General features: G+C 64.5%; 19 protein-coding genes. 9 read left to right on the top strand and 10 right to left on the bottom strand.

Annotated features, from left to right (window positions below):
* Window positions 1-12: 12 nt before the first annotated feature.
* From CAL28_RS29280 to CAL28_RS29295, 4 genes are read left to right on the top strand one after another with little or no spacing between them, the layout of a single operon-like run.
* Window positions 13-1017: an ABC transporter ATP-binding protein gene (locus CAL28_RS29280; protein ID WP_440588426.1), complete on the top strand. Its 1005-nt coding sequence runs from the start codon at window positions 13-15 to the stop codon at window positions 1015-1017.
* Complete coding sequence (locus tag CAL28_RS29285) at window positions 1014-2075, top strand: ABC transporter ATP-binding protein (RefSeq protein ID WP_094844450.1); 1062 nt, start codon at window positions 1014-1016, stop codon at window positions 2073-2075. The genes CAL28_RS29280 and CAL28_RS29285 overlap by 4 nt, the downstream gene beginning before the upstream one ends.
* A 5-nt stretch (window positions 2076-2080) precedes the next feature.
* The gene (locus tag CAL28_RS29290; protein WP_094844451.1) at window positions 2081-2941 is read left to right on the top strand and encodes an N-formylglutamate amidohydrolase; all 861 of its coding nucleotides are present in this window, start codon (window positions 2081-2083) and stop codon (window positions 2939-2941) included.
* On the top strand, window positions 2938-4134 hold the full coding sequence (locus CAL28_RS29295) for a M20 aminoacylase family protein (protein ID WP_094844452.1): 1197 nt from the start codon (window positions 2938-2940) through the stop codon (window positions 4132-4134). The genes CAL28_RS29290 and CAL28_RS29295 overlap by 4 nt, the downstream gene beginning before the upstream one ends.
* A 264-nt stretch (window positions 4135-4398) precedes the next feature.
* Here CAL28_RS29295 and CAL28_RS29300 read toward each other — a convergent pair whose 3' ends face one another.
* A complete protein-coding gene (locus CAL28_RS29300; RefSeq protein ID WP_094844453.1) occupies window positions 4399-4788 on the bottom strand; it encodes a winged helix-turn-helix transcriptional regulator in 390 nt (129 codons plus the stop codon).
* Between the two features lie 80 nt (window positions 4789-4868).
* Between CAL28_RS29300 and CAL28_RS29305 the strand changes: the two genes are divergently transcribed.
* The gene (locus CAL28_RS29305) at window positions 4869-5714 is read left to right on the top strand and encodes an SDR family oxidoreductase (protein ID WP_094844454.1); all 846 of its coding nucleotides are present in this window, start codon (window positions 4869-4871) and stop codon (window positions 5712-5714) included.
* On the opposite strand, the gene CAL28_RS29310 is transcribed toward CAL28_RS29305, so the two are convergent.
* The 8 genes from CAL28_RS29310 to rpmH all read right to left on the bottom strand — a co-directional run bounded on the left by CAL28_RS29310 (window position 5715) and on the right by rpmH (window position 14177).
* Entirely contained in the window at window positions 5715-6869 is a 1155-nt protein-coding gene (locus CAL28_RS29310) for an acyl-CoA dehydrogenase family protein (RefSeq protein WP_094844455.1), read from the bottom strand. It abuts the gene before it with no gap.
* A gap of 125 nt (window positions 6870-6994) precedes the next feature.
* Complete coding sequence (locus tag CAL28_RS29315; RefSeq protein WP_094844456.1) at window positions 6995-9100, bottom strand: acetate--CoA ligase family protein; 2106 nt, start codon at window positions 9098-9100, stop codon at window positions 6995-6997.
* A gap of 85 nt (window positions 9101-9185) precedes the next feature.
* Window positions 9186-10541, bottom strand: coding sequence for an MmgE/PrpD family protein (locus CAL28_RS29320; protein WP_094844457.1), 1356 nt, complete (start codon window positions 10539-10541; stop codon window positions 9186-9188).
* 102 nt (window positions 10542-10643) lie between these two features.
* Window positions 10644-11537 carry a LysR family transcriptional regulator gene (locus tag CAL28_RS29325; RefSeq protein ID WP_094844458.1) on the bottom strand — a complete coding sequence of 298 codons (894 nt, stop codon included), beginning with the start codon at window positions 11535-11537 and terminating at the stop codon, window positions 10644-10646.
* A 22-nt stretch (window positions 11538-11559) separates the two neighbouring features.
* Window positions 11560-13260 carry a membrane protein insertase YidC gene (gene yidC / locus CAL28_RS29330; protein WP_094844459.1) on the bottom strand — a complete coding sequence of 567 codons (1701 nt, stop codon included), beginning with the start codon at window positions 13258-13260 and terminating at the stop codon, window positions 11560-11562.
* 48 nt (window positions 13261-13308) lie between these two features.
* Window positions 13309-13581, bottom strand: a complete 273-nt coding sequence (gene yidD, locus CAL28_RS29335; protein ID WP_094844926.1) for a membrane protein insertion efficiency factor YidD — start codon at window positions 13579-13581, stop codon at window positions 13309-13311.
* A 21-nt stretch (window positions 13582-13602) separates the two neighbouring features.
* The gene (locus CAL28_RS29340) at window positions 13603-13980 is read right to left on the bottom strand and encodes a ribonuclease P protein component (RefSeq protein WP_094844927.1); all 378 of its coding nucleotides are present in this window, start codon (window positions 13978-13980) and stop codon (window positions 13603-13605) included.
* A gap of 62 nt (window positions 13981-14042) precedes the next feature.
* Complete coding sequence (gene rpmH, locus CAL28_RS29345) at window positions 14043-14177, bottom strand: 50S ribosomal protein L34 (RefSeq protein WP_057654304.1); 135 nt, start codon at window positions 14175-14177, stop codon at window positions 14043-14045.
* On the opposite strand from rpmH, the gene CAL28_RS29880 reads away from it, so the two are divergent.
* The 4 genes from CAL28_RS29880 (at window position 14176) to gyrB (ending at window position 19711) form a co-directional block, all read left to right on the top strand.
* Entirely contained in the window at window positions 14176-14400 is a 225-nt protein-coding gene (locus CAL28_RS29880; RefSeq protein ID WP_176464134.1) for a hypothetical protein, read from the top strand. The genes rpmH and CAL28_RS29880 overlap by 2 nt on opposite strands.
* Window positions 14401-14592: 192 nt before the next feature.
* Window positions 14593-16056 (top strand): chromosomal replication initiator protein DnaA, encoded by a 1464-nt coding sequence (gene dnaA, locus CAL28_RS29350; protein WP_094844460.1) that lies wholly within the window; start codon window positions 14593-14595, stop codon window positions 16054-16056.
* A gap of 2 nt (window positions 16057-16058) precedes the next feature.
* A complete protein-coding gene (gene dnaN / locus CAL28_RS29355) occupies window positions 16059-17168 on the top strand; it encodes a DNA polymerase III subunit beta (protein WP_176464135.1) in 1110 nt (369 codons plus the stop codon).
* Window positions 17169-17257: 89 nt separating this feature from the next.
* The gene (gene gyrB / locus CAL28_RS29360) at window positions 17258-19711 is read left to right on the top strand and encodes a DNA topoisomerase (ATP-hydrolyzing) subunit B (protein ID WP_094844462.1); all 2454 of its coding nucleotides are present in this window, start codon (window positions 17258-17260) and stop codon (window positions 19709-19711) included.
* Between the two features lie 828 nt (window positions 19712-20539).
* Here gyrB and CAL28_RS29365 read toward each other — a convergent pair.
* Window positions 20540-21469 carry a hypothetical protein gene (locus CAL28_RS29365; RefSeq protein ID WP_094844463.1) on the bottom strand — a complete coding sequence of 310 codons (930 nt, stop codon included), beginning with the start codon at window positions 21467-21469 and terminating at the stop codon, window positions 20540-20542.
* Window positions 21470-21882: the final 413 nt, after the last annotated feature.

Genomic DNA, 21882 nt, shown 5'->3' on the forward strand with positions numbered 1-21882 from the left:
ATGACGACGACGATGAACGCCTCCACCGGCGTAGGGGACGTGACGGCACCGGTGCTGGAAGTGGCCGGATTGCGCACGCATTTCTTCACGCGCGCCGGTGTGGTGAAAGCCGTGGACGGCGTGGACCTGCGGCTGGCGCAGGGTGAAATCCTGGGCCTGGTGGGAGAATCGGGTTCCGGCAAGAGCATCACGGGTTTTTCCCTGATCGGGCTGATCGATGAACCGGGCCGTGTGGTGGACGGCTCCATCCGCTTCGATGGCGCGGAATTGCGCGGCGCGTCGGCGGCGCGGATGCGCGCGCTGCGCGGCAACGACATCGCGATGATCTTCCAGGATCCGATGATGACGCTGAATCCGGTCCTGCGCGTGGACACGCAGATGATCGAGGCCATTCAGGCGCACCGCAAGATGGACAAGACGGCGGCCCGCAAACGCGCCCGCGACGTCCTGGCGATGGTGGGCATCCCGTCGCCCGACGAACGGCTGCGCGCGTATCCGCACCAACTGTCCGGCGGCATGCGCCAGCGTGTGGCGATCGCCATTGCGCTGCTGAACGCGCCGCGCGTGATCATTGCCGACGAACCCACCACGGCCCTGGATGTGACGATCCAGGGCCAGATCCTGTATGAAGTGCAGAAGCTATGCCGCGAAACTGGCACCGCGCTGCTGTGGATCACCCATGACCTGGCCGTGGTGTCGGGCCTGGCCGATCGGATCGCGGTGATGTACGCGGGCCGTGTCGTCGAAACCGGCACGACGGCTGACGTCATCGGACATCCGCTGCATCCTTATACCCTGGGCCTGATGATGTCGATTCCGACGCCGGAAACGCGGGGCCACGATCTGGCCTCGATACCCGGCATGACGCCTTCCTTGTTGAAACTGCCGCAGGGCTGCGCTTTCCGCACGCGCTGTTCGCGCGCGACGGATGCCTGTCTGCGCGAGCCCGAGTCGGTCGAATGGCGTCCCGGGCATTGGGCGCGTTGCTGGCATGCCGGCGAAGCGGGGGCGCGATGAAGGGCCAAACGACTCCGATACTTTCCCTGCGCGGCGCCGAAATGCGCTTCGTGCAACCCGTCGACCTGGCCGGACGCATCGCCAATCTGTTCGGTGCCGGCCTGCGCAAGACGGTGGTCCATGCGGTCGCCGGCGTCGACCTGGACGTGATGCCCGGCGAAGTCATCGGCGTGGTCGGCGAATCCGGCTGCGGAAAATCGACGCTGGGCCGGATGATCAGCGGCATCCTGCCGCCGACGGCGGGCAGCATTGCCTATGACGGCAAGCCGGTGGCATCCATGGAGGACAAGCAGCGGCGCGCCTACGAATTGGGCGTCCAGATGATCTTCCAGGATCCCTATGCGTCGCTCAATCCGCGCATGCGCGTGGAGGAAATCATCGGCGAGGCGCCCATGGTGCATGGGCTGGTCAGCCGTCGCAATCGCAAGGAATACGTGGCGGAATTGATGCGCCAGGTGGGGCTGGACCCGGCGTACTCGGAGCGCTATCCCCATCAGTTTTCCGGCGGCCAGCGCCAGCGTATCGGCATCGCGCGCGCCCTGGGCCTGAAGCCCAGGGTGATCGTATGCGACGAGGCCGTGGCCGCGCTGGACGTTTCCATCCAGGCACAAGTGCTGAACCTGTTCGCGCATCTGCGTCGCGAGCTGGACCTGACCTATCTGTTCATCAGCCACAACCTGGGCGTGGTCAGCCATATATCGGATCGCGTCGCCATCATGTACCTGGGACGCATCGTCGAGCTTGCGTCGACCGAACAGGTTTTCGAACGCGCCAATCATCCGTATACGCAGGCGCTGCTCAAGGAACTGCCCACGCTGGACCCGCACCGCCGCGATTTCCGTCCCATCCAGGGGGAACTACCGTCGCCGCTGGCACCGCCCCCGGGCTGCGCCTTCCATCCACGCTGCCCGCACGCAATGGACCGCTGCCGGCAGGAACGCCCGCTGCTGCGCGAAATCGCGCCGGGCCAGTTGAGCGCCTGCCATCTGAACGACCAGGCCGACGCCGCGCCGCGCCCGGTCACCTTCCATGCGAGTTCCGTCGCGGCGACAGGTTGAAAACCATGCGAAGCACCGACACGTCCTTCGCGCCTTGCACCCGCATCGCGCCGCGCGCGGCGCCGCTGCCGCTGATCTGCGATTCGCCGCACAGCGGGGTGACCTACCCGGCGGATTTTCGCTATGCCATCGAGCCCGATGTCCTGCGCACCGGCGAGGATACCCATGTGGACGAACTGTGGCGCGGCATTCCCGATGTCGGCGGAACACTGATCCTGGCCGAGTTTCCGCGCACCTATATCGATCCCAATCGCGAACCCGACGATATCGATCCGCACCTGTTGGCCGGCCCCTGGCCCGGGGCCATCAACCCATCGGAGAAAAGCCGCATCGGCCACGGGCTGATCTGGAGCAAGGCGGGCGGCCGTCCCATCTATGATCGCAAGCTGACGGTCGAAGAGGTGCGCCACCGCATCGAGGCCTATCACCAGCCCTATCACGCGGTCCTGAATCGCGACATCGAAGCCGCATACAAGCAGTTCGGCGCGGTATGGCACCTGAACCTGCACTCCATGCCCTCGGATTCCTACGAGGTGCTGCAGATCGAGAGCGAACACGGCCTGGCCGACTTCGTGCTGGGCGATCGCGACGGCACCACGTGCGAACCGGAATTCGTCGATGTGGTGGAGAACTCGCTGCGCGAGAGCGGTTATACGGTGGCGCGCAACGACCCCTTCAAGGGGGTTGCGCTGATCGCCCGGCTGGGCAGGCCCGCGCAGCGCCGCCATAGCCTGCAGATCGAGATCCATCGCGGGCAGTACATGAATGAACGGACGTTCGAAAAGAACGAGAAGTTTCCGGCCATGCAGGCCGCACTGACCAAGGCGGCGCACGACGTCGCGCTATATATTCAAAGGCAACTATGAAAACCCTGGACGAAATCGAGCGCGCGCATGGCGAGCTCACGGCGATACGCCGGGATATCCATGCACATCCGGAACTGGCTTTCGAGGAAACCCGTACGTCCGCGCTGGTCGCGGAGAAACTGCGCGGCTGGGGCATCGAAGTCCATACCGGCTTCGGCAAGACCGGCATCGTCGGCGTGCTGCACGGCACCGGCGGCAAAGGCAGGACCATCGGCCTGCGTGCCGATATGGACGCCCTGCCCATGCCGGAAAACAACCGCTTCGCGCATAAGTCGACGATCTCCGGCCGCATGCACGGCTGCGGCCATGACGGCCATACGACCATGCTGCTGGGCGCCGCGCAATACCTCTCCAAGCACCGCGACTTCAAGGGCACCGTCGTATTCATCTTCCAGCCGGCGGAAGAGAACGGCAATGCCGGTGCGCGGGCGATGATGCAGGACGGGCTGTTCGACAAATTCCCCTGCGACGCGGTCTTCGGTATCCACAATATGCCGGGCATGCCGGCCAACGAGTTCGGCATCCGGTCCGGTCCGACCATGGCGTCGAGCAACCGCTTCACGATCACCATCAAGGGTGTGGGCGGCCATGCGGCGCAGCCGCACAAGACAGTGGATACCATCGTCATCGCCTCCGAAATGGTCGGCGTATTGCAGAGCGTGGTGTCGCGCAACAAGAATCCGCTGGACACCGCGGTGCTGACCGTCACCCAGATCCACGCGGGCGATTCGTTCAACGTCATTCCCGCCGAAGCCGTCATTCGCGGGACCGTACGCACCTACACGACGGAAACGCTGGACCTGATCGAAGACGCCATCCGCCGCATCGCCACGACGCTGCCGCAGGTCTATGGCGGATCCGGCGAACTGGACTTCGTGCGCGCGTACCCGCCGCTGGTGAACTGGGAAAAGGAAACGGAGTTCGCCGCCCAGGTCGCGGAAGCGACGTTCGGCAAGGACAGCGTGAATCGCGCCGTGCCGCCCTTCATGGGCGCGGAGGACTTTTCGTTCTTCCTGCAGAAGGTGCCCGGCTGCTATATCTTCCTGGGCAACGGCGAAGGCGAGCACCGCCTGGAGTCGTACCACGGCATGGGCCCGTGCACCCTGCACAATCCGAACTACGACTTCAACGATGCGCTGCTGCCCGTGGGCGCAACGTATTGGGTGAAGATGGTGCAGGCCTTTATGGGTTAGGCCCACCCCCGAAGCGCTGCCGCGCTTCCCCCTCAAGGGGGCGACGCCGGCGGACCGGAAGGAAAGCCCACCCCCAAGCGCTTCGCGCTACCCCCTTCGAGGGGGCGACGCTGGCGGACCGGCGAAGCCGGATCCGCGGCGTCCCGGTTGGAGCGCATCTGTTTTTTGCGCGGGACGTTGGGGATTGAAGGATTCATCTCTTAAGTGATTCAGACTTGTCCGGTTGGCTTCACCCCTTTTTTCAGGGGTTGCGGCACGGATTCCCTATTGGCTGGACGCGGCTTCCTGGATGCGGGGGAGGTTGATTTCGATCCAGTCGGCGAGCAGGCGGACTTTTTCCGCGCATTCGCGGCCCAGAGGGGTCAGGCGGTATTCGACGTGCGGCGGCACGACCTCGAACGCCTTGCGGGCGACGAGGCCGTCCGCTTCCAGCCATTGCAAGGTCTGCGCCAGCATGCGTTCGCTGACGCCGCCGATCGCGCGCCGGAGTTCGCTGAAGCGGTGCATGCGTTGTTCGAGCGCGATAAGGACCAGGACGCCCCAGCGGCTGGTGACGTGCTTCAGCACCTCGCGCGATGGGCAATCCGCGACCATCAGGTCGCCGCGGGCGAGGCGGTCGGAAAGAGAGGCGGTGCGGGGCGTGGGAGTGTCCATACTTACGTCCGTGTGCGTACTTACGAAAAGTAAGTAATACCTGTAGATTGGCTCCGTCGTCAATTCGAACGGAGTCCATCATGACCATCGCCATTACCGGCGCCACCGGCCAACTGGGCCGGCTGGTCGTCCGGGAGCTGCTGCGTACCGTCCCCGCGGGGGATCTGCTGGCGCTTGCGCGCTCTCCGGAAAAAGCCGGCGATATGGGCATCGCCGCGCGCCAGGCCGATTACGGCCAACCCGGGACCTTGCAGGCCGCCTTGGCGGGTGTGCATACCCTGCTGCTGATCTCGTCCAATGAAATCGGACAGCGCGTCACACAGCACCGCAACGTGGTGGAGGCCGCCCGGCATGCGGGCGTCAAGCGCATCGTCTATACGAGCCTGCTGCACGCCGACACATCGCCGCTGAGCCTGGCGCCGGAGCACCTGGAAACCGAGCACGCCATCAAGGCATCCGGGATGGCTTACACGCTGCTGCGCAACGGCTGGTACGTCGAGAACCATACCGGCGCGATTCCAGGAGCACTATCCACCGGCCTGCTTCTGGGCAGCGCCGGAGACGGCAGGTTCTCGGCCGCGGCGCGCGCCGATTACGCGGCGGCGGCCGCCGCCGTGCTGACCGGCGATGGCCACGAGAACAGGACATACGAACTTGCCGCGGACACCTCGTATACGCATGCGCAGTTCGCCGCCGAGGTGTCGCGCCAGACCGGCAAGCCGGTGGCCTACAAGGACGTGCCGCAGGCCGAGTATGCGCAAGCCCTGGCCGACGCGGGTGTGCCGGCTCCCATCGCCCAGGCAATCGCCAGCTGGGATGCCGCCGCGTCGCGCGATGTCCTGTTCGACGATGGCCGCGAACTGTCGCGATTGATCGGGCGTCCCACGACTCCCCTGGATGCCGTGATCGCCCAGGCCCTGGCCTAATCAATCGCGGGCGGGTCGTTGCGGGAACGCGCGCTCGAACACGCCTTCGGCGATGCGGTTCTTCAGGATCTCGATCGAGCCGCCCGCGATCATCCAGCCACGGCAGCGCCGCACGCAGTATTCGACAAGCGATTCCCGGCTGTAACCCATGCCGCCCAGCACTTGCAGTGCCTCGTTGGCCACGTCGAAGCCCGCCTGGTTGCAATAGGCCTTGGCGATGGCCGTTTCCGTCGCCGAAGGGAAGCCGGTGTCGGCGTTGGAGGCGGCACGGTACAGCAGCAGCTGGCCGGCATCCAGCTTGATGCGCATGTCCGCGAATTTCCATTGCAGTCCCTGGAATTCGCACAGCAGGCGGCCGAACTGCTTGCGCTGCAGGGCCCAGCCGCGCGCCTCTTCATACGCGTAGCGGCCCAGCGCGAGCGAGCGCGCGGTGTTGCCGATGCGTTCGACGTTGAAGCCGGCGATCTGCTTCTTGAAGCCGCCCTCGCCCAGCACGACCATATCGTTCGGCACGAAGACGTTGTCGAAGAAGATCTCGGCCCATTCCTCGCCCGACATGAAGGACGAGCGCTTGCCCAGGCGCACGCCCGGCGACTTGGTGTCGATGAGGACGGAGCCTATGCCCTGCGTGCCGGGACCGAAGCGGACGTAGGCCAGGATGACGCTTGCATGCGGACCGTGGGTGGTGAATATTTTCGAGCCATTGATGCGCCAGCCTTCGCCGTCGCGCGTGGCGCTGGTTTTCAATTCGGTGACGGCCGAGCCGGCCTCCGGTTCCGTCATGCCGACCGAGATCAGCATGTCGCCGGCAAGCAGCGGGCGCAGGTATTTTTCCCGCTGGATGGCGTTGCCGTATTCGGCCAGGACGCGGATCGGGCCGAAGTTGCCGGCCTGCACGACGTCCGCGCTGCGCGGGCAGACGGAAGCCACGGTTTCGATGGCGATGACGGCATCCATCAAGGAGCCGCCCACGCCGCCGTTCTCTTCGCTGATGGTGATGCCAAGCAAACCCTGCGCGGCCATCGAACGCGCGACGTCCCAGGGATAGTCGTTGGAGTGCGCACGTTCGCGCGCGCCGTCGCGCAGCTCCTTTTCCGCATAGCGGCGCACGGCGTCCTGGAAATCGCGTTGTTCGGGAGTCAGGTGGAAGTCCATGTTTATGTGTCCTTATGATGCGGCGGGCGCGCGGATGGCGCGCCCGCCTCGATGTGTCCGATCGGTCACGCGCGCATTTGCGGATTCGCGCATACGCGCCGCGCAAGCCGTTGCCCTACGCTTCGCTACTTGCGGGCGTCCTCTTCGATGCGCAGCAGGCCGTCCACCGCCACGACGCCGTCGGCGCGGACGAACAGCGGGTTGATCTCTGCCTCGGATACCGTCACGTCGCGTACCAGCGCCAGTCGCGAGAACGCCGCGATGGCGCGCGCCAGGGCGTCGCAGTCGCCGCGCGGCAGGCCGCGAAAGCCGCGTACCAGCCGCGTCGCGCGGACCTCCTCGATCATGGCGTGCGCCTCGTGTTCGCCGACCGGTGCCAGCCGGATCGCGAAGTCGGGGTTGAGTTCGGCGGCAATGCCGCCCGCGCCCAGTACCACCGTCGGCCCCACCAGCGGGTCCAGGCGATAGCCCAGGATCAGCTCCAGCAGCCGGCCTTCCATGGCTTGTACGAGGATGCCATCGATGGCGGCGTCCGGCATGTGCATGCGCACGTTGGCCAGCATGGCGGCGACCGCCTCGCGCAGTTGCGCATCGTCGCCGATACCCACGCGCACGGCGCCCGCATCGGTCTTGTGAGGCACGTCGCGCGACGAGACCTTGGCCACCACGGGATACGCGATGCCGTGCGCGGGCGTATCGGGCTGCACGAGGCGGCACGGTGCGACCGGAACGCCCAATGCCTGGAACACCTGGCCGGCTTCGAACTCCGTGAGGGCGCCCGAGCGGGGGATGCCGGCCGGCCAATCGAAGGGCTGGCGCGCGGCGTCCGGCGCGGTCGCGGGCCGGCGCTGGAACAGTACCGCCAGTGCATCGGCGCAGGCTTCCGGCGTGCGAAACGCCGCGATACCGTGTTGCCGCAGCAGCGCCAGCGATGCGGGCGCTTCCGGCGCCAGGAACGCCGCCATCGGCTTGGTGTCCGGCTTATCGGCCTGGACCAGCGGATTGACCGCGAAATCGGGATGGAACTGCGCCGAGGAACCGATCACGCTAAGCACCGCGTCGCACCAGTCGGCCATCAGCAGCTGTTCCAGCAAGTCCTTGTATTGGGCGGGGGTGGCCGCCAGCGTCAGGTCGATGACGGGGGTCTCGCGGATGCGCAATCCGCGGCCCGCCATATGAGCGACGAATGCGGGCGGTGGCGCGGCGGCGACCAGCCCGCGCATGCCGAGGTTATCGACCACGGTGGCGGCACCGCCACCGGTGGTGGTGATGACGGCCACGCGTGGCGCGGGGCTGCCCGAAGCGACGCGCGCGTCGCGATAGCGCGCGGCCAACGGCACGATCTCGAACAGCGTCTCCAGGTGATGTACCCGAAGCACGCCGTGCGCGCGGAAGAAGGCATCCACCGCGGCATCGTTGCCCGCCATGGCGCCGGTATGCGATTGCGACAGGGCATCGCCTTGTTCGGAACGGCCCAGCTTGTAGGCCACGACGGGCTTGCCGGCCTCGCGCGCGCGGCGCAGCGCCGCCGCCAGCACCGCTGACTGGCGCAGCGTTTCGAGGAACAGCAGGATGACGCGCGTATTCGCATCGTCCACCAGGGCATCGACGACTTCGCCCACGGTAATGTCGCTTTCGTTGCCGACCGAAACCGAGCTGGCGAAGCCGAAGCCGCGCGCGGCGGCGCGCGACAGCAGCGACCCCATCATGGATCCGCTTTGCGAGACCATGCTGATGTCGCCGGCCACCAGGTCATCCGCCTCGAAGGCGGCGTTTACGGAAATGATTCCGCCCGTATGGAGATTGGCGCTGCCTATGCTGTTGGGGCCCAGCAGCCGCACACCCAATTCATGGGCGCGCGCCACCAGGGCCTGCTGCCGCGCCATGCCTTGCGGGCCGGCTTCCGCGAAACCGTCGGAATAAATCGTGACCACGCGCGCGCCCACGGCGGGACATTGTTCCAGCACGGGCAGCACCTGGTCGCCCGGGATCATGACGAAGACATGGTCCACCGGCTCGGGCAGGTCCGCCAGGGTCGGATAGGCGCGCTCGCCCATGATCTCGGCGCGGCCGGCGTTGATCGGATAGATGCGGCCGGCGTAGGCATGCTTGCGCATGAACCGCAGTGGCCGCGCGGTGTTCTTGCGGGCATCGCCGGAGGCGCCGACCAGCGCGATGGCGCGTGGGGCGAGCAGCGCCTGCCCCAGGGAGGATAAAGCGTTCGGTGGCATGAGCTGATCCAGTGCTTGGGTGATCCAGTGCCTCGGCGATCCGGGGCAATACTTCGGCGACAGGGCGCGACAGGCGGCGGCGCGTTCAGCCGGCGGGGCGATCCGACGCCAGTGCCAGATCGCTGACGTCGCGGGTATCCAGGCGCCAGACGGCCTCGCGCAATTCGCGCGCGCGGGATGCACCCAGCACGGGCCCGGCCAGCTCGTCGAACTTGTCGTTCAGGTCCGCATCCGATAGCGGCTCTTCCGGATCGCCCTTGCGATAGGGCGCGAAGTGCTCGTGGCGCGCGCCGTCGTCGGTCACGATGGCCACGCGTGCCGCGCGCATCGACGGGAAGCCGGCGGTCAGCTGGGGATCCTCGATGATGGTCACCTTGCGCATCAGGGCGCGTGTATCGGCGTCGGCCAGCGCGTGCGGCTCGAACGCGGCCAGCCGCACGGAGCCCTGGCGCATCGCGTGCGCCAGTACATACGCCAGGCTGAAGCGTGCCTCGAATGCGCTGGAGGGGTCGGGATAGCCGGCCACGTCCAGGGCGGCGCGATAGGTTTTTACCTCGATGGCCTGCACGCGCTCGGGGCGCACGCCCTTCTCGCGCAGCGCGAGCGCGGCGTCGATGGCGGCGAAGGTGTGGCCGCAGCATCCGTGGTTCTTCTGCGTCATGCGGGTGATGTTGTAGCGCTCGCCCAGTCCGTCCAGCACGCTGTCCCAGCGGACGTCCGTGGCCAGGGCGGCGCCGAAGCCGACTTCCCCTTCCAGGATGTCCGCCACGCCGGTCACACCGTGCGCGGCGCCCTGCCCGGCCCGTACGCCGACCTCCGCCGCATGCCCGGCGTGCAATGCCTTGCTCATGGCATCGGAACGAAAAGCCTGTTGCAGGGCCGCGGCCATGGTGGCCGATGTCGCGATGGCGTGGCCCATGACGGCGCTTTTGCCGGGGGCCGCCAGCGCGGCCGCCGCGGCCGCCGCGCCCAGGGATCCGACCGTGCCGGTGGTGTGGAAGTAGCGGTAGTGGGACGGTTGCATCGCGGCGGCGATGCGCGTGGAGATCTCATACCCCACCACCACCGCATTCAGCAGTTCGCGCCCGCTGGCGCGTTGGTGTTCGGCCATGGCCAGCGCCGCGGCGATCACCGGGCATCCGGGGTGGTAGGCGCCGTCACGGAAGATGTCATCGAATTCCGGGGCGTGCGAGGCGCTGCCGTTGATCCAGGCGGCGGTGGCCGGAAAGGCGGTGGTGCCGTTGCCCGGCAGGCTGGACCGGCCCACGCCTAGTTCCTCCGCATGCGCGGCCACCAGCTCCCGGCACGGCGAAATGCGGGTTCCGGGATACAGCGCGGACAGCCAATCCAGAACGGCGCGCTTGGCGTAGTGCAGGACTTCGTCGGGAAGGCTGGCGAGGGTGTCGCGCGCGCCATAGGCGGACAGCGATTCGAGCAGCATGGGCGTCTCCGGCATATCGCGGCGCGGTTGCGCGCCGCTCTTGTAGCCTTCACTCTAGCCCGCCATGCCCCCGCGCGGTTTGAAAAAAAGGCAAACCACCGATCACCGATCCGGCAAGCGCAGCGCGGCCAGCAGGTCCGCCACCAGGGGGCGCATGTCCGCGGCGTCGCGTACGCAAATGTGGAAATGCCGCTCGGCCCAGGGGTCTTCCAGGTGGATCAGCGCCAGTCCCATGTCGGCCAGGTAGTTGCGCGCGATGCCTTCGGGCACGACGGCGATTCCCAACCCCTCGCGGATCATGCGGCAACGCGTCTCGAAATTCGCCACCTGCAGTTTGACCTTGGGCGGACGCGACAGGCTCGTCCCGACGTAGTCCAGGAACTGGTCCAGCGAGTGGCGTGGAAAATAGCCGAGCAGGTCGTAATCCAGCGCGTCTTCCAGGCGCAGGGATGCGCGCGCGGTCAGCGGGTGGCCGAGCGGCACGACCAGGCCGACACGGTCGCGCCGGAAGGAAAAGGACGAGACGCCGGCGGCGGGGCGCGCGGCGTGATAGATGCCGATATCGACCGCGCCCTCCGCGACCATGCGCGGGATGTCGTAGCTATGGGCTTCCAGCACGTCCACCGCGACCTTATCGCGTCCCGCCAGGAAGCGGGCCATGGGCGCGGGAAGGAATTGAAGCAGGGTGGAGGGGTTGGCGGCCAGCCGGATCTTGGCCTGGCCGTCGGCGGAATAGCTGTCGATGGCCTCTTCCGCCAGCTGGACACTGCGCAGGATGGCCTTGGCTCGCTGGTAGAGCAGCACGCCGGCGGGGGTGGGTTCCACCCCGCGCCCATGGCGATGCAGCAGCGTGCGTTCGAGATGGCGTTCGAGGTCGGCGATGCGCCGGCTGGCGGCCGAGGTGACGACGTTTTCGCGTTCGGCCGCCTTGGAAAGGCTTTTTTCCTCTACGGCGGCGACGAAGATTTCAAGCGCGGGGACGTCGAGTTTTTTCATGGTCGACCGTCCCCGGGCTTCGTCAGTGCTTGGCGGTCTCGGTGCGCAGCTTGCGGGTGATGTACCACTGCTGCAGGATGGACAGCGTGTTGTTGACGCACCAGTACAGCACCAGGCCGGCCGGGAACATGAACATCATGCCGCCGAACACCAGGGGCATGACCATCATCACCTTGGCCTGCACGGGATCCGGCGGCGTGGGGTTCAGCTTGATCTGCAGGAACATGGTGGCCATCATGATCGCCGGCAGGATGAAGTACGGATCGTGGACCGAGAGGTCATGGACCCAGCCCAGCCAGGGCGCGCCGCGCATTTCCACGCTGGCCAGCAGCACCCAGTACAGCGAAATGAACACGGGGATCTGTACCACCATCGGCAGGCAGCCGCCCAGCGGATTGATCTTTTCGGTCCGGTACATCTCCATCATGGCGGCGTTCAGCTTCTGCTTGTCGTCGCCGTACTTTTCCTTCAGGGCCTGCAGCCGCGGCGTGACCTGCTTCATGCGGGCCATCGAACGATAGCTCGTCGCCGCCAGCGGGTAGAACAGCAGCTTGATCAGGACCGTCAGCGCGACGATGGTCCAGCCCCAGTTGCCCAGGATGGAATGCAACCAGGTCATCAGCGAGAACAGCGGCTTGGCGATGATGGTCAGCCAACCGTAGTCGACCACCAGTTCCAGGCCGGGCGCCAGGGCCGCCATGGCCTTCTGGTCCTGCGGGCCGACCCAAAGATGCGCGTCGACGCTGGCCGATGCGCCGGGCGCGATGTCGCCCACGGCTTCGATGGTGCGCGCGGCGTACAGGTTGTCGCGCACCTGCAGCAGCTCGTTGGTGCGCGTTTTGCCCTGGGGCGGAATCCACGCCGTGGCGAAGTAGTGCTGCACCACCGCGATCCAGCCGTTGTCGGCCTGCTTGATGTAGCTGGCCTTCTTCTTCTCGATATCGGCGAACGTGGCCTTCTGGAATTTCTCCTGGTCCGAATACACCGCCATGCCGGTGAAGGTGTGATAGAAGCTGGACGTGTCGGGAGGATTGTTGCCGTCGCGCTGCAGCTGCAGGTACAGCGACGGACGTTCCGGGTTGGCGCTGGTGTTCGTCATGTCATGGCGAACGTCGATGTCGTAGCGGCCACGATGAAGCGTGTAGGTCTTGGTGACCTTCATGCCGCCCGAATCGGCCTCGAACACGACGTTCAGCGTATCGCCGGTCATGCTGCGTTCGGAGGACACCATGCGGAAAGGCGTCTGGTGCGTCGGGAAGCCGGGCTGGCCCGCGGCCCCCACCACGCCGGACTGCACGACATATTGCAGGTCGGGCGAGTCGTCCAGGAGCACCGTGGGCTGGTCGCCGCGGTTGGCGTCCGGGTACTTCAGCAGCACGGCCTTGACGAGCTGCGCGCCCGTGGTGTCGAAGGTCAGGCGCAGCACGTCGGTGGTGACGACGACTTTCTGCGAATCCGCCTGCGCCTTGGCCGCGGCCGGGGGCACCCCGCCCGGGGTCGCGGATGCCGGCTGGCCGGCGGCCGGTACGCTGGGGATCGTGGAGCTGGCGCCGGGCTGTCCCGCGTCCGGAGTGGCGGCGGGTTTGGCGGACTGCTGGGCCGTCGGGGCGGCCGGCTGCATGCCGAACAGCGACGGTTTTCCGTTATGGACTTGCCAGTTGTTCCACAGGAGCAACAGCGAGAAAGAAAAAATCATCCAGAGGATGGTTCGTCGGATATCCATGGTGCCTACAAGGTGAAAGCGGGACCGGCAAAGCCCGCCAGTTTAGCGTCAATCCTGCCGGGCGCGGTGGCCGTGACCGCAATGGCAAGGGCCGCCGGACCGCGGCGCGTCGGGGACGGGATCCACCCCGCCAGGGCCCCAGGGATGGCAGCGTCCGATTCGCCGGACCGCCAGCCACAGACCGTGTAACGGCCCGTGAGTTTCAATGGCTTCGATGGCGTAGGCCGAACAACTGGGCGTGAATCGGCACTGCCGTCCCACCCATGGGCTTAAAAAGAACCGGTAGAACCGGATGGGGGCGATCAGCAGAGCCTGGATGATGGACGTGCTCATGCGACACCTTCAGGACGGAGCGCGTACCAGCCGGCCGAAGTGAGCATCTACTTCGGTGCGGGCGGCGTGCTTCAGCGCGGTAAGGGACAGATCGGGCACCCGGGCGTGCAGCCGGACGACGTAATCGGCCGGCGGTAATCCGTGGCGCCGCGCGCGAAAGGCTTCGCGTATGACGCGCTTGAGCGCGTTGCGCGTGGCGGCTCGCGCCGCATGCCGTTTGGCGATGACCATGCCCAGGCGGGCGCGTCCCGGCTGCGGCCCCGCGGGCGCGGCGGCAGAGGTGATCATGAAAAACGCCCCTCGCGCCAGCCGACGGCCTTTCAGCGCGGCGGCGAACTCCGAGGGGCGATGCATCCTCGCCTCCGGGGGAAGCGTGGAACGCGGCACGGCAGGCGATAGCGCGGCCGTCACGTCAGGCGTGGGCGGCGCAACGCATCGCGAGGCGGGACTCAGACCGCCAGGCGCTTGCGGCCCTTGGCGCGGCGCGCGTTCAGCACGGCGCGGCCGCCACGGGTCTTCATGCGCACGCGAAAGCCATGGGTACGCTTGCGGCGGGTAACGGAGGGTTGGAAGGTGCGTTTCATGGGCGGTCCACAAAAGAACAATCAAAAATACGGATGGGCACAGACGCGGGCAATACGGCCCGCGCGCCCCATGGCTATCTACGGCGCTTATCTCTTCGCTTATCTCGAGAACGCGGCTTGGATGCCACGCCCGCTACGGCAGGAGTATCGCGGCACGATCCGACTGACAGCCGGGGTCACTGTCTTCGGCATAGTCGTCGCCGTCTTCGACGCCTGGTTTTGACGCCCGTCTTCGATCCACTGCCGCAGATTCTAGGGACGAATAAAGCCACCCGTCGCCAGTCGAGCCCGCCATTTCAACAAGTTTCTTCTCTATTGTCAAACAGTTAGGGGGGCGGGTGCCGGGGCCGACCGGGCCGGCCTGTGGATAACCACAGCCCAGGCAAGGTAGAATCGAGGTTTAGACAAGACCGACATGAAAGAATTCTGGCAGACCTGCGTCAGTCGTCTTGAGCAGGAACTCCCCCCCCAACAGATCAGCGCGTGGATCCGTCCGCTCGTGCCGCTCGCCTTCGATGAGGCGCAAGCGGTGCTGCGCATTTCCGCGCCCAATCGCTTCAAGCTGGATTGGGTGCGCAAGAACTTTGCCCGCCAGATAGAAACGCTGGCCACGGAATGGTGGCAGCGCCCGGTCCAGGTCCTGTTCGAGCTGCCGGCCGGCACCGCCGCGCCGCGCATGCCGGTCACGCCGCGCGCGCCGATGGCCGCCGTCGTGGAAGCGAATGGCACGGCCGTCGAAGCCACCGCGCCCGCCGCCGGCCCGGTGTCGATTCCGGCGCCACCGGCGACCACCGCCGCCGCGTCCGCCGCGGTGGCGGCGGCCGTCAACGCCGATGCCGCCAACGTCATCTACGAGCGTTCGCGGCTGAACACCGACCTGACTTTCGAAAACTTCGTCACCGGCAAGGCCAACCAGCTGGCGCGCGCGGCCGCGTTGCAGGTCGCCGAGAACCCGGGCGTCTCGTACAACCCGCTGTTCCTGTATGGCGGCGTGGGTCTGGGCAAGACGCACCTGATCCACGCCATCGGCAATGCCATGGTGGCGGCCGGTACCGGCGTGCGCGTGCGCTACGTGCATGCGGACCAATACGTGTCGGACGTCGTGAAGGCGTACCAGCGCAAGGCTTTCGACGACTTCAAGCGCTACTACCATTCGCTGGATCTGCTGCTGATCGACGATATCCAGTTTTTCTCCGGCAAGAACCGCACGCAAGAGGAATTCTTCTATGCGTTCGAGGCCATGGTGGCCCAGCGCAAGCAGATCATCATCACCAGCGACACCTATCCCAAGGAACTCGCCGGTATCGACAGCCGGCTGATTTCCCGTTTCGATTCCGGCCTGACCGTGGCGATCGAACCGCCCGAACTCGAAATGCGGGTGGCGATCCTGTTGCGCAAGGCCGAATCCGAGGGCGTGCCCATGCCCGAGGAAGTCGCCTTCTTTATCGCCAAGCACTTGCGCAGCAACGTGCGGGAACTCGAAGGGGCGCTGCGCAAGGTGCTGGCCTATGCGCGCTTCCACGGCCGCGACGTCGTGACCGTCGACGTCTGCAAGGATGCCTTGAAAGACCTGCTGTCCGTGTCCAACGGCCAGATCACGGTCGAGAACATCCAGAAGACGGTGGCCGATTTCTACAAGATCAAGGTCGCCGACATGTACTCGAAACGGCGCCCCGCCAATATCGCACTGCCTCGCCAAGTGGCCATGTACCTGGCCAAGGAGCTGACCCAGAAAAGCCTGCCTGAGATCGGCGACTTGTTCGGTGGCCGCGACCACACCACCGTTCTTCACGCCGTGCGCAAGATCTCGGACGCGCGCGGCAAGCTCGCCGAACTCAACCATACCCTGCACGTGTTGGAACAAACTCTAAAAGGATGAACATGCAACTCGTACAAACCACACGCGATGCATTGCTGAAACCGCTATCGACTGTGGCGGGCATCGTCGAAAGACGCCATACCCTGCCCATCCTTGCGAACATCCTGATGCGCAAAGAGGCCAACAAGGTATCGTTCATCGCGACGGACCTGGAAGTCCAGATCACGACGCAGGCGGATTTCGGCGTGGGTTCCGACAACGAGTCGACCACCGTTGCCGCGCGCAAGCTGCTGGACATCCTGCGCGCGCTGCCGGATACGGGCGACGTCAAGCTGGCGCTGGCGAGCAACAAATTGTCCGTGCAGACCGGCAAGAGCCGCTTCGCGTTGCAGACACTGGCGGCCAGCGAGTTCCCCACCGTGGCTCAGCCCGAGAACTGGGATGTATCGCTGACGCTGACGCAGAAGAACCTGCGGCATCTGCTGAACATGGTCTACTTCGCCATGGCGCAGCAGGACATCCGTTATTACCTGAATGGCATGCTGATGGTGTTCGAGCCCGGCCGCCTGCGCGCGGTGGCAACCGACGGCCACCGCCTGGCGCATTGCGCCACCGAGGCCGAAGGCATTACCGAGCGCCATGAAGTGATCGTCCCGCGCAAGACCGTGCTGGAGATGCAGCGCCTGCTGGAAGACTCCGACGCGCCGGTCTCCATCGACGTGGCGCCCGGCCAGATCCGTTTCCGTTTCGGCGACGTCGAGCTCGTCTCCAAGCTGGTCGAAGGCAAGTTCCCCGATTTCACCCGCGTGATCCCCACCAGCTACACGCGGCATTTCGTGGTCAATCGCGAAGCCCTGCAGGGCAGCCTGCAGCGCGCCGCCATCCTGACCACCGATAAGTTCAAGGGTGTGCGCCTGCAGCTGGCGCAGAACCTGATGAAGATCTCTTCTTCCAACGCCGAGCAGGAAGAGGCGCAGGAAGAGCTGGACATCGATTACAGCCATGAGGCCCTCGACGTGGGCTTCAACGTGGGCTACCTGCTGGATGTCCTGAGCAACGTCAAGGTGGAAGAAATCAAATGGTCCGTCATGCCGGACCAGAACGCTTCCGCCCTGATCACCCTTCCCGATGACGACAACTTCAAGTACGTCGTGATGCCGATGCGCATCTGACGTCGCTTGACCGTCACTCCTGGCCGCGGCGCGATCCGCCCCGGCCAGGCCGCAAGCCGGCCGCTTTATTCGCGCAACCACAGAGATTTATGTCCGACACTCCGAATACCACTCCCGAGAACTCCGGCTATGGCGCCGATTCGATCAAGATGCTCAAGGGGCTGGAGGCCGTGCGCAAGCGCCCCGGCATGTACATCGGCGACACATCCGATGGCACGGGGCTGCACCACATGGTGTTCGAGGTTGTCGACAACGCGATCGACGAGGCGCTGGCGGGGTATTGCGACGATATCGTCGTGACCATCCATACCGATAACTCCATATCGGTAACGGACAACGGCCGCGGCATCCCGACCGACATCCACAAGGACGACGAGTTCGGCCGCAGCGCGGCGGAAATCGTCATGACCGAGCTGCACGCGGGCGGCAAGTTCGACCAGAATTCGTACAAGGTATCGGGCGGCCTGCACGGCGTGGGCGTGTCCTGCGTGAACGCCCTGTCCGAATGGCTGCGCCTGACCATCCGCCGCAACGGCGAAGTGCACGAAATGGAGTTCCGCCAGGGCCAGCGCGTGAACCCGCTGGCCGTCACGGGCAAGACCGAAAAGCGCGGTACCGAGGTGCGCTTCCTGGCCGATCCGCTGATCTTCAACCACATCGAATACCACTACGACATCCTGTCCAAGCGTCTGCGCGAGCTGTCGTTCCTGAACAATGGCGTGAAGATCCGCCTGGTCGACCAGCGCCAGGGCAAGGAAGAAAACTTCGCCTTCTCCGGCGGCGTGAAGGGCTTTGTCGAGTACATCAACCGCAGCAAGACGGTCCTGCACCCCAATGTGTTTTCGGTCAGCGCGGAATCCAGCGCCGGCGGCGTGCCGGTCACGGTGGACGTGGCCATGCAGTGGAACGACAGCTATTCCGAGAACGTGCTGTGTTTCACCAACAATATTCCGCAGCGGGACGGCGGGACGCACATGACGGGCCTGCGCGCGGCGATGACCCGCGTGCTGAACAAGTACATCGCCGATAACGAACTGGCCAAGAAGGCCAAGGTCGAGACCTCCGGCGACGACATGCGCGAGGGGCTGACCTGCGTGCTGTCGGTGAAGGTACCCGAGCCCAAGTTCAGCAGCCAGACCAAGGACAAGCTGGTGTCCAGCGAAGTGCGGCCGGCCGTGGAAGACGCCGTCGGGCGCACGCTGGAAACCTGGCTGCTGGAGCATCCCATCGATGCCAAGGCGCTGTGCGCCAAGATCGTCGAGGCCGCCCGCGCGCGCGAAGCCGCGCGCAAGGCGCGCGAAATGACGCGCCGCAAGAGCGTGCTGGAAGGCGCCGGCCTGCCCGGCAAGCTGGCGGATTGCCAGGAGAAAGACCCCGCCCTGTGCGAGCTGTACATCGTCGAGGGCGATTCGGCCGGCGGTTCGGCCAAGCAGGGCCGCGACCGCAAGTTCCAGGCCGTGCTGCCGCTGCGGGGCAAGGTGCTGAACGTCGAGAAGGCGCGCTTCGACCGCCTGATCGCCAGCGAGCAGATCGCCACGCTGATCACCGCGCTGGGCACCAGCATCGGTCCCGACTTCAACGTCGACAAGCTGCGCTATCACCGCCTGATCATCATGACCGACGCGGACGTGGACGGCGCGCACATCCGCACGCTGTTGCTGACGCTGCTGTATCGCCAGATGCCGGAGCTGGTTGCGCGCGGCTACGTCTACATCGCGCAGCCGCCGCTGTACAAGGTCAAGGTCGGCCGCGACGAACGCTATCTGAAGGACGACCAGGAAGAAGCGATCTTCATGCTGCAACTGGCGTTGAAGGATGCCGAGCTGATTCCGGCCGAAGGCGCGGAGCCCATTTCCGGCGAAGCGCTGGCCGCGCTGGCGCGCCAATACACGCTGGCCGACGCCGTGATCGCGCGCGCGTCGCGCATGATCGACGAGGCTTCTTTGTCGGCCATGGCCGAAGGCATCGAGATCAATATCGACACGGCGGAAGCCGCTGCGGCCTCGGCCGAGCGGCTGGAAAAGGCTCTGTTCGATCCGCTGGCGCCGCATGCCGTCAAGGTCTACGCGGAAGTCGATCCGGCAACCGAAAAGCAGCGCGTGGTGGTAAAGCGCATGCGCCATGGCAACGCCCGTGTCAGCCTGATCGACGCAACCTTCATCGAAGGCGCCGATTACGGTGTGCTGTCGACGGCGGCCAAGACCTTCCTGGGCCTGATCGGCGCGGGCGCGATCATCGCGCGCGGCGAGGGCGAGAAGCGCAAGGAAGCGCCGGTGTCGGACTTCCGCGAGGCCATGCGCTGGCTACGTGCGGAAGCCGAACGCAGCGTGTCCAAGCAGCGCTACAAGGGCCTGGGCGAAATGAACCCGGAACAGCTGTGGGAAACCACCATGGACCCGAAGGTGCGCCGCCTGCTGCGCGTGCAGATCGAGGACGCCATCGCGGCCGACGAGGTCTTCACCACGCTGATGGGCGATGAAGTCGAACCGCGTCGGGCGTTCATCGAAACGCACGCGTTGTCGGCGAGCAATATCGACATCTGATGCTGTAGGATCCTGTTGGAATTTAGATTTTTCCCAATAAATTTAGATTTCTTAAGGCAAAACCCAGCCGGCAGCGGCTGGGTTTTTTTATTGATGGCGAGGGGGCAATGTGATGCCTTGATGGCCGGCTCTTTCCCGGAACCCATTTTTGACTACAGGCTTAACCGTATTCGAAGCACTTCCAGTGCGTTCGTGAGTTCCGTATTACAAGCTTCATATGGGTGCGCAAAGCTTTCAATGCAAATCCATTGAGCGTGCTGTCCCGTGACCCTACCCCGATTTGTAGTCCCGTTCTAAGTTAGAGAAATTCGGCATGGTTTCACGATATGGAATAGGGCCGGGGCCATGAAGAGATCGAAGTACACCGAGGAGCAAATTGTCTTCGCGCTGAAACAGGTCGAGCTGGGCTCTCTGGATCTAAGACCGAGTCATACGCGTCAAGCAGGACGCCAAGTCATTGTGATCTGTCTCGTCAGAAACGCGCGATCCATCTCGATATCGGGCAAGCATCGCCTTGAAGTGACCTACAGCATCACCTTTCTTAGGCCAGGTACGTCTGTTGGTAAGGGTAATGATCTTGGCTTTTCCCACGGCTACTCCGAGACGACTGGTTGGTCACTTTATCGCCTATCCCAACGGCCTATCCACGACTAACAGAAGCGGAGAATATGGCACATGTCCGTTCGGAACGAGGCAAAGACCGGTCGCCTTCAGTCTGGGCAATCATGTGGGGAGACGCTGTCAAGGACTGCCTCTGGCTGGGAACCGCCAATCAAGGGCGTTCGCGGCCGACCCAAGCAGTCGTGTGTACCATCGACAGGCTTTCCACTATGTGGGCAGTTGAGTCTGACGTTTTGCACGCCGTTTTTGCATTTTCGCTTTGATGGCCCGGTCCATTTCTTGCGCGATAAAGAACAGCTGCGGGTAATCTTGCGCCCGCGCGAGATCACGCAACAGCAGGTCCTTTCCAGATATCTCGATTCCGAACTGCTTTTCGGGCGTCATTCCGAATTTGGCGAGCATTAAATCTACGAATCGGTGATACCTGAAGCCCGGTTCTAGATCCACAATTTCTTGCGGCTGAGGCGATAAAGCAAACGCTTCCGTGAGGGAGTCAACGGCGAACATTACGAGCTCGAGGTGACGTTCAAGGTAGCTTTGAGTGACGTGATCAAGCGTCGTGCCAACAGGTAGCTTGTTCTCAATTGCCACACGAACTGATGGGTCCGTTGCGGCGAAGCGTAGTAACCATCGATCCGGCTTGTAGACGGGGTAGCCGAGGTCAGTACTAATGTGCAGAGCGGTGATTTGGCCGAAACCCTTCACTGCTGTTACGGCATCAAAAAAAGAAGCCTCCCTAACTGCGGGCAAGTAGCCTGGTGCGCCCATCTCCTGCCGCGCAAAGTCCACGACTTGGTACGATCGCTGTATGCGCAGGCGCGCCTCAATGATCTTGGCAGTAGCGATGTGGCGTTCGAAGATGAGATTCCAAGCCGCACCGAGCGCTAAGAGTCGTCTGTGCTTTACCGTATATCGCTTGAGCCCCTTGAAGAGATTAGGTTCCGGCGGTAAGCATCGAAAATTGTCGAGCGGCGATGGTGTCATCGCTCGCAGTTTGTCGATTAAGTCGCTCGCAATATATGCGAACTGATCAGCGTAGAGCGGTTTATCCCAGGTCTGGCGCCATAAGGTGTCGATGCATTTGCTGGAGTCAAGCGTAGACATCTCAAGTACCGAATTTACTTTGTCGATGAACATACTCCGCCCACCGTTCTTCAACGTGCAGTGATTGGCCAGTAGTTCAAAAAGTTGGTGAACGAGACTTGAGTTTGGTACGGGAGCGGTCTTTATATACATATACAGGCGAAGTCGAGGTGCGACCGGGGTGTTCACTGGACGCTGGTGCTGGATCGGACGTCGACGCTCCACTTTGGCCATAGCCTTTCCGGACTCACTAATGAAGGGATGGCGTATCGGTCATTAATGCGGCTGCGAGCCGGAATAGGGTCCTCTTGAATAAGGATGTAACCCCAAGGCGCTACTCCGGGTCGTGATCCTGTCGGTGGAACGGCTTCTTCCGTTATGACCTCGGCCGAACGGCAGAGATACTGAGGCATCTCTACGATAGTAAAAACGCCATCATTGTTTTGTCGGGGCGGTATTCTTTCCGA

Source organism: Bordetella genomosp. 11 (assembly GCF_002261215.1).
Lineage (GTDB): Bacteria > Pseudomonadota > Gammaproteobacteria > Burkholderiales > Burkholderiaceae_B > Bordetella_C.

What these genes read in the sequence shown, in the direction of transcription:
- CAL28_RS29280 (WP_440588426.1), top strand. Translation starts at nt 13, where the DNA reads ATGAACGCCTCCACCGGCGTAGGGGACGTGACGGCACCGGTGCTGGAA.
- CAL28_RS29295 (WP_094844452.1), top strand. Translation starts at nt 2,938, where the DNA reads ATGAAAACCCTGGACGAAATCGAGCGCGCGCATGGCGAGCTCACGGCG.
- dnaN (WP_176464135.1), top strand. Translation starts at nt 16,059, where the DNA reads ATGCAACTCGTACAAACCACACGCGATGCATTGCTGAAACCGCTATCG.
- yidC (WP_094844459.1), bottom strand. Translation starts at nt 13,260, where the DNA reads ATGGATATCCGACGAACCATCCTCTGGATGATTTTTTCTTTCTCGCTG.
- gyrB (WP_094844462.1), top strand. Translation starts at nt 17,258, where the DNA reads ATGTCCGACACTCCGAATACCACTCCCGAGAACTCCGGCTATGGCGCC.
- CAL28_RS29285 (WP_094844450.1), top strand. Translation starts at nt 1,014, where the DNA reads ATGAAGGGCCAAACGACTCCGATACTTTCCCTGCGCGGCGCCGAAATG.
- CAL28_RS29300 (WP_094844453.1), bottom strand. Translation starts at nt 4,788, where the DNA reads ATGGACACTCCCACGCCCCGCACCGCCTCTCTTTCCGACCGCCTCGCC.
- CAL28_RS29880 (WP_176464134.1), top strand. Translation starts at nt 14,176, where the DNA reads ATGGGCGGTCCACAAAAGAACAATCAAAAATACGGATGGGCACAGACG.
- CAL28_RS29310 (WP_094844455.1), bottom strand. Translation starts at nt 6,869, where the DNA reads ATGGACTTCCACCTGACTCCCGAACAACGCGATTTCCAGGACGCCGTG.
- dnaA (WP_094844460.1), top strand. Translation starts at nt 14,593, where the DNA reads ATGAAAGAATTCTGGCAGACCTGCGTCAGTCGTCTTGAGCAGGAACTC.
- CAL28_RS29290 (WP_094844451.1), top strand. Translation starts at nt 2,081, where the DNA reads ATGCGAAGCACCGACACGTCCTTCGCGCCTTGCACCCGCATCGCGCCG.
- CAL28_RS29365 (WP_094844463.1), bottom strand. Translation starts at nt 21,469, where the DNA reads ATGTTCATCGACAAAGTAAATTCGGTACTTGAGATGTCTACGCTTGAC.
- CAL28_RS29315 (WP_094844456.1), bottom strand. Translation starts at nt 9,100, where the DNA reads ATGCCACCGAACGCTTTATCCTCCCTGGGGCAGGCGCTGCTCGCCCCA.
- CAL28_RS29325 (WP_094844458.1), bottom strand. Translation starts at nt 11,537, where the DNA reads ATGAAAAAACTCGACGTCCCCGCGCTTGAAATCTTCGTCGCCGCCGTA.
- rpmH (WP_057654304.1), bottom strand. Translation starts at nt 14,177, where the DNA reads ATGAAACGCACCTTCCAACCCTCCGTTACCCGCCGCAAGCGTACCCAT.
- CAL28_RS29320 (WP_094844457.1), bottom strand. Translation starts at nt 10,541, where the DNA reads ATGCTGCTCGAATCGCTGTCCGCCTATGGCGCGCGCGACACCCTCGCC.
- CAL28_RS29305 (WP_094844454.1), top strand. Translation starts at nt 4,869, where the DNA reads ATGACCATCGCCATTACCGGCGCCACCGGCCAACTGGGCCGGCTGGTC.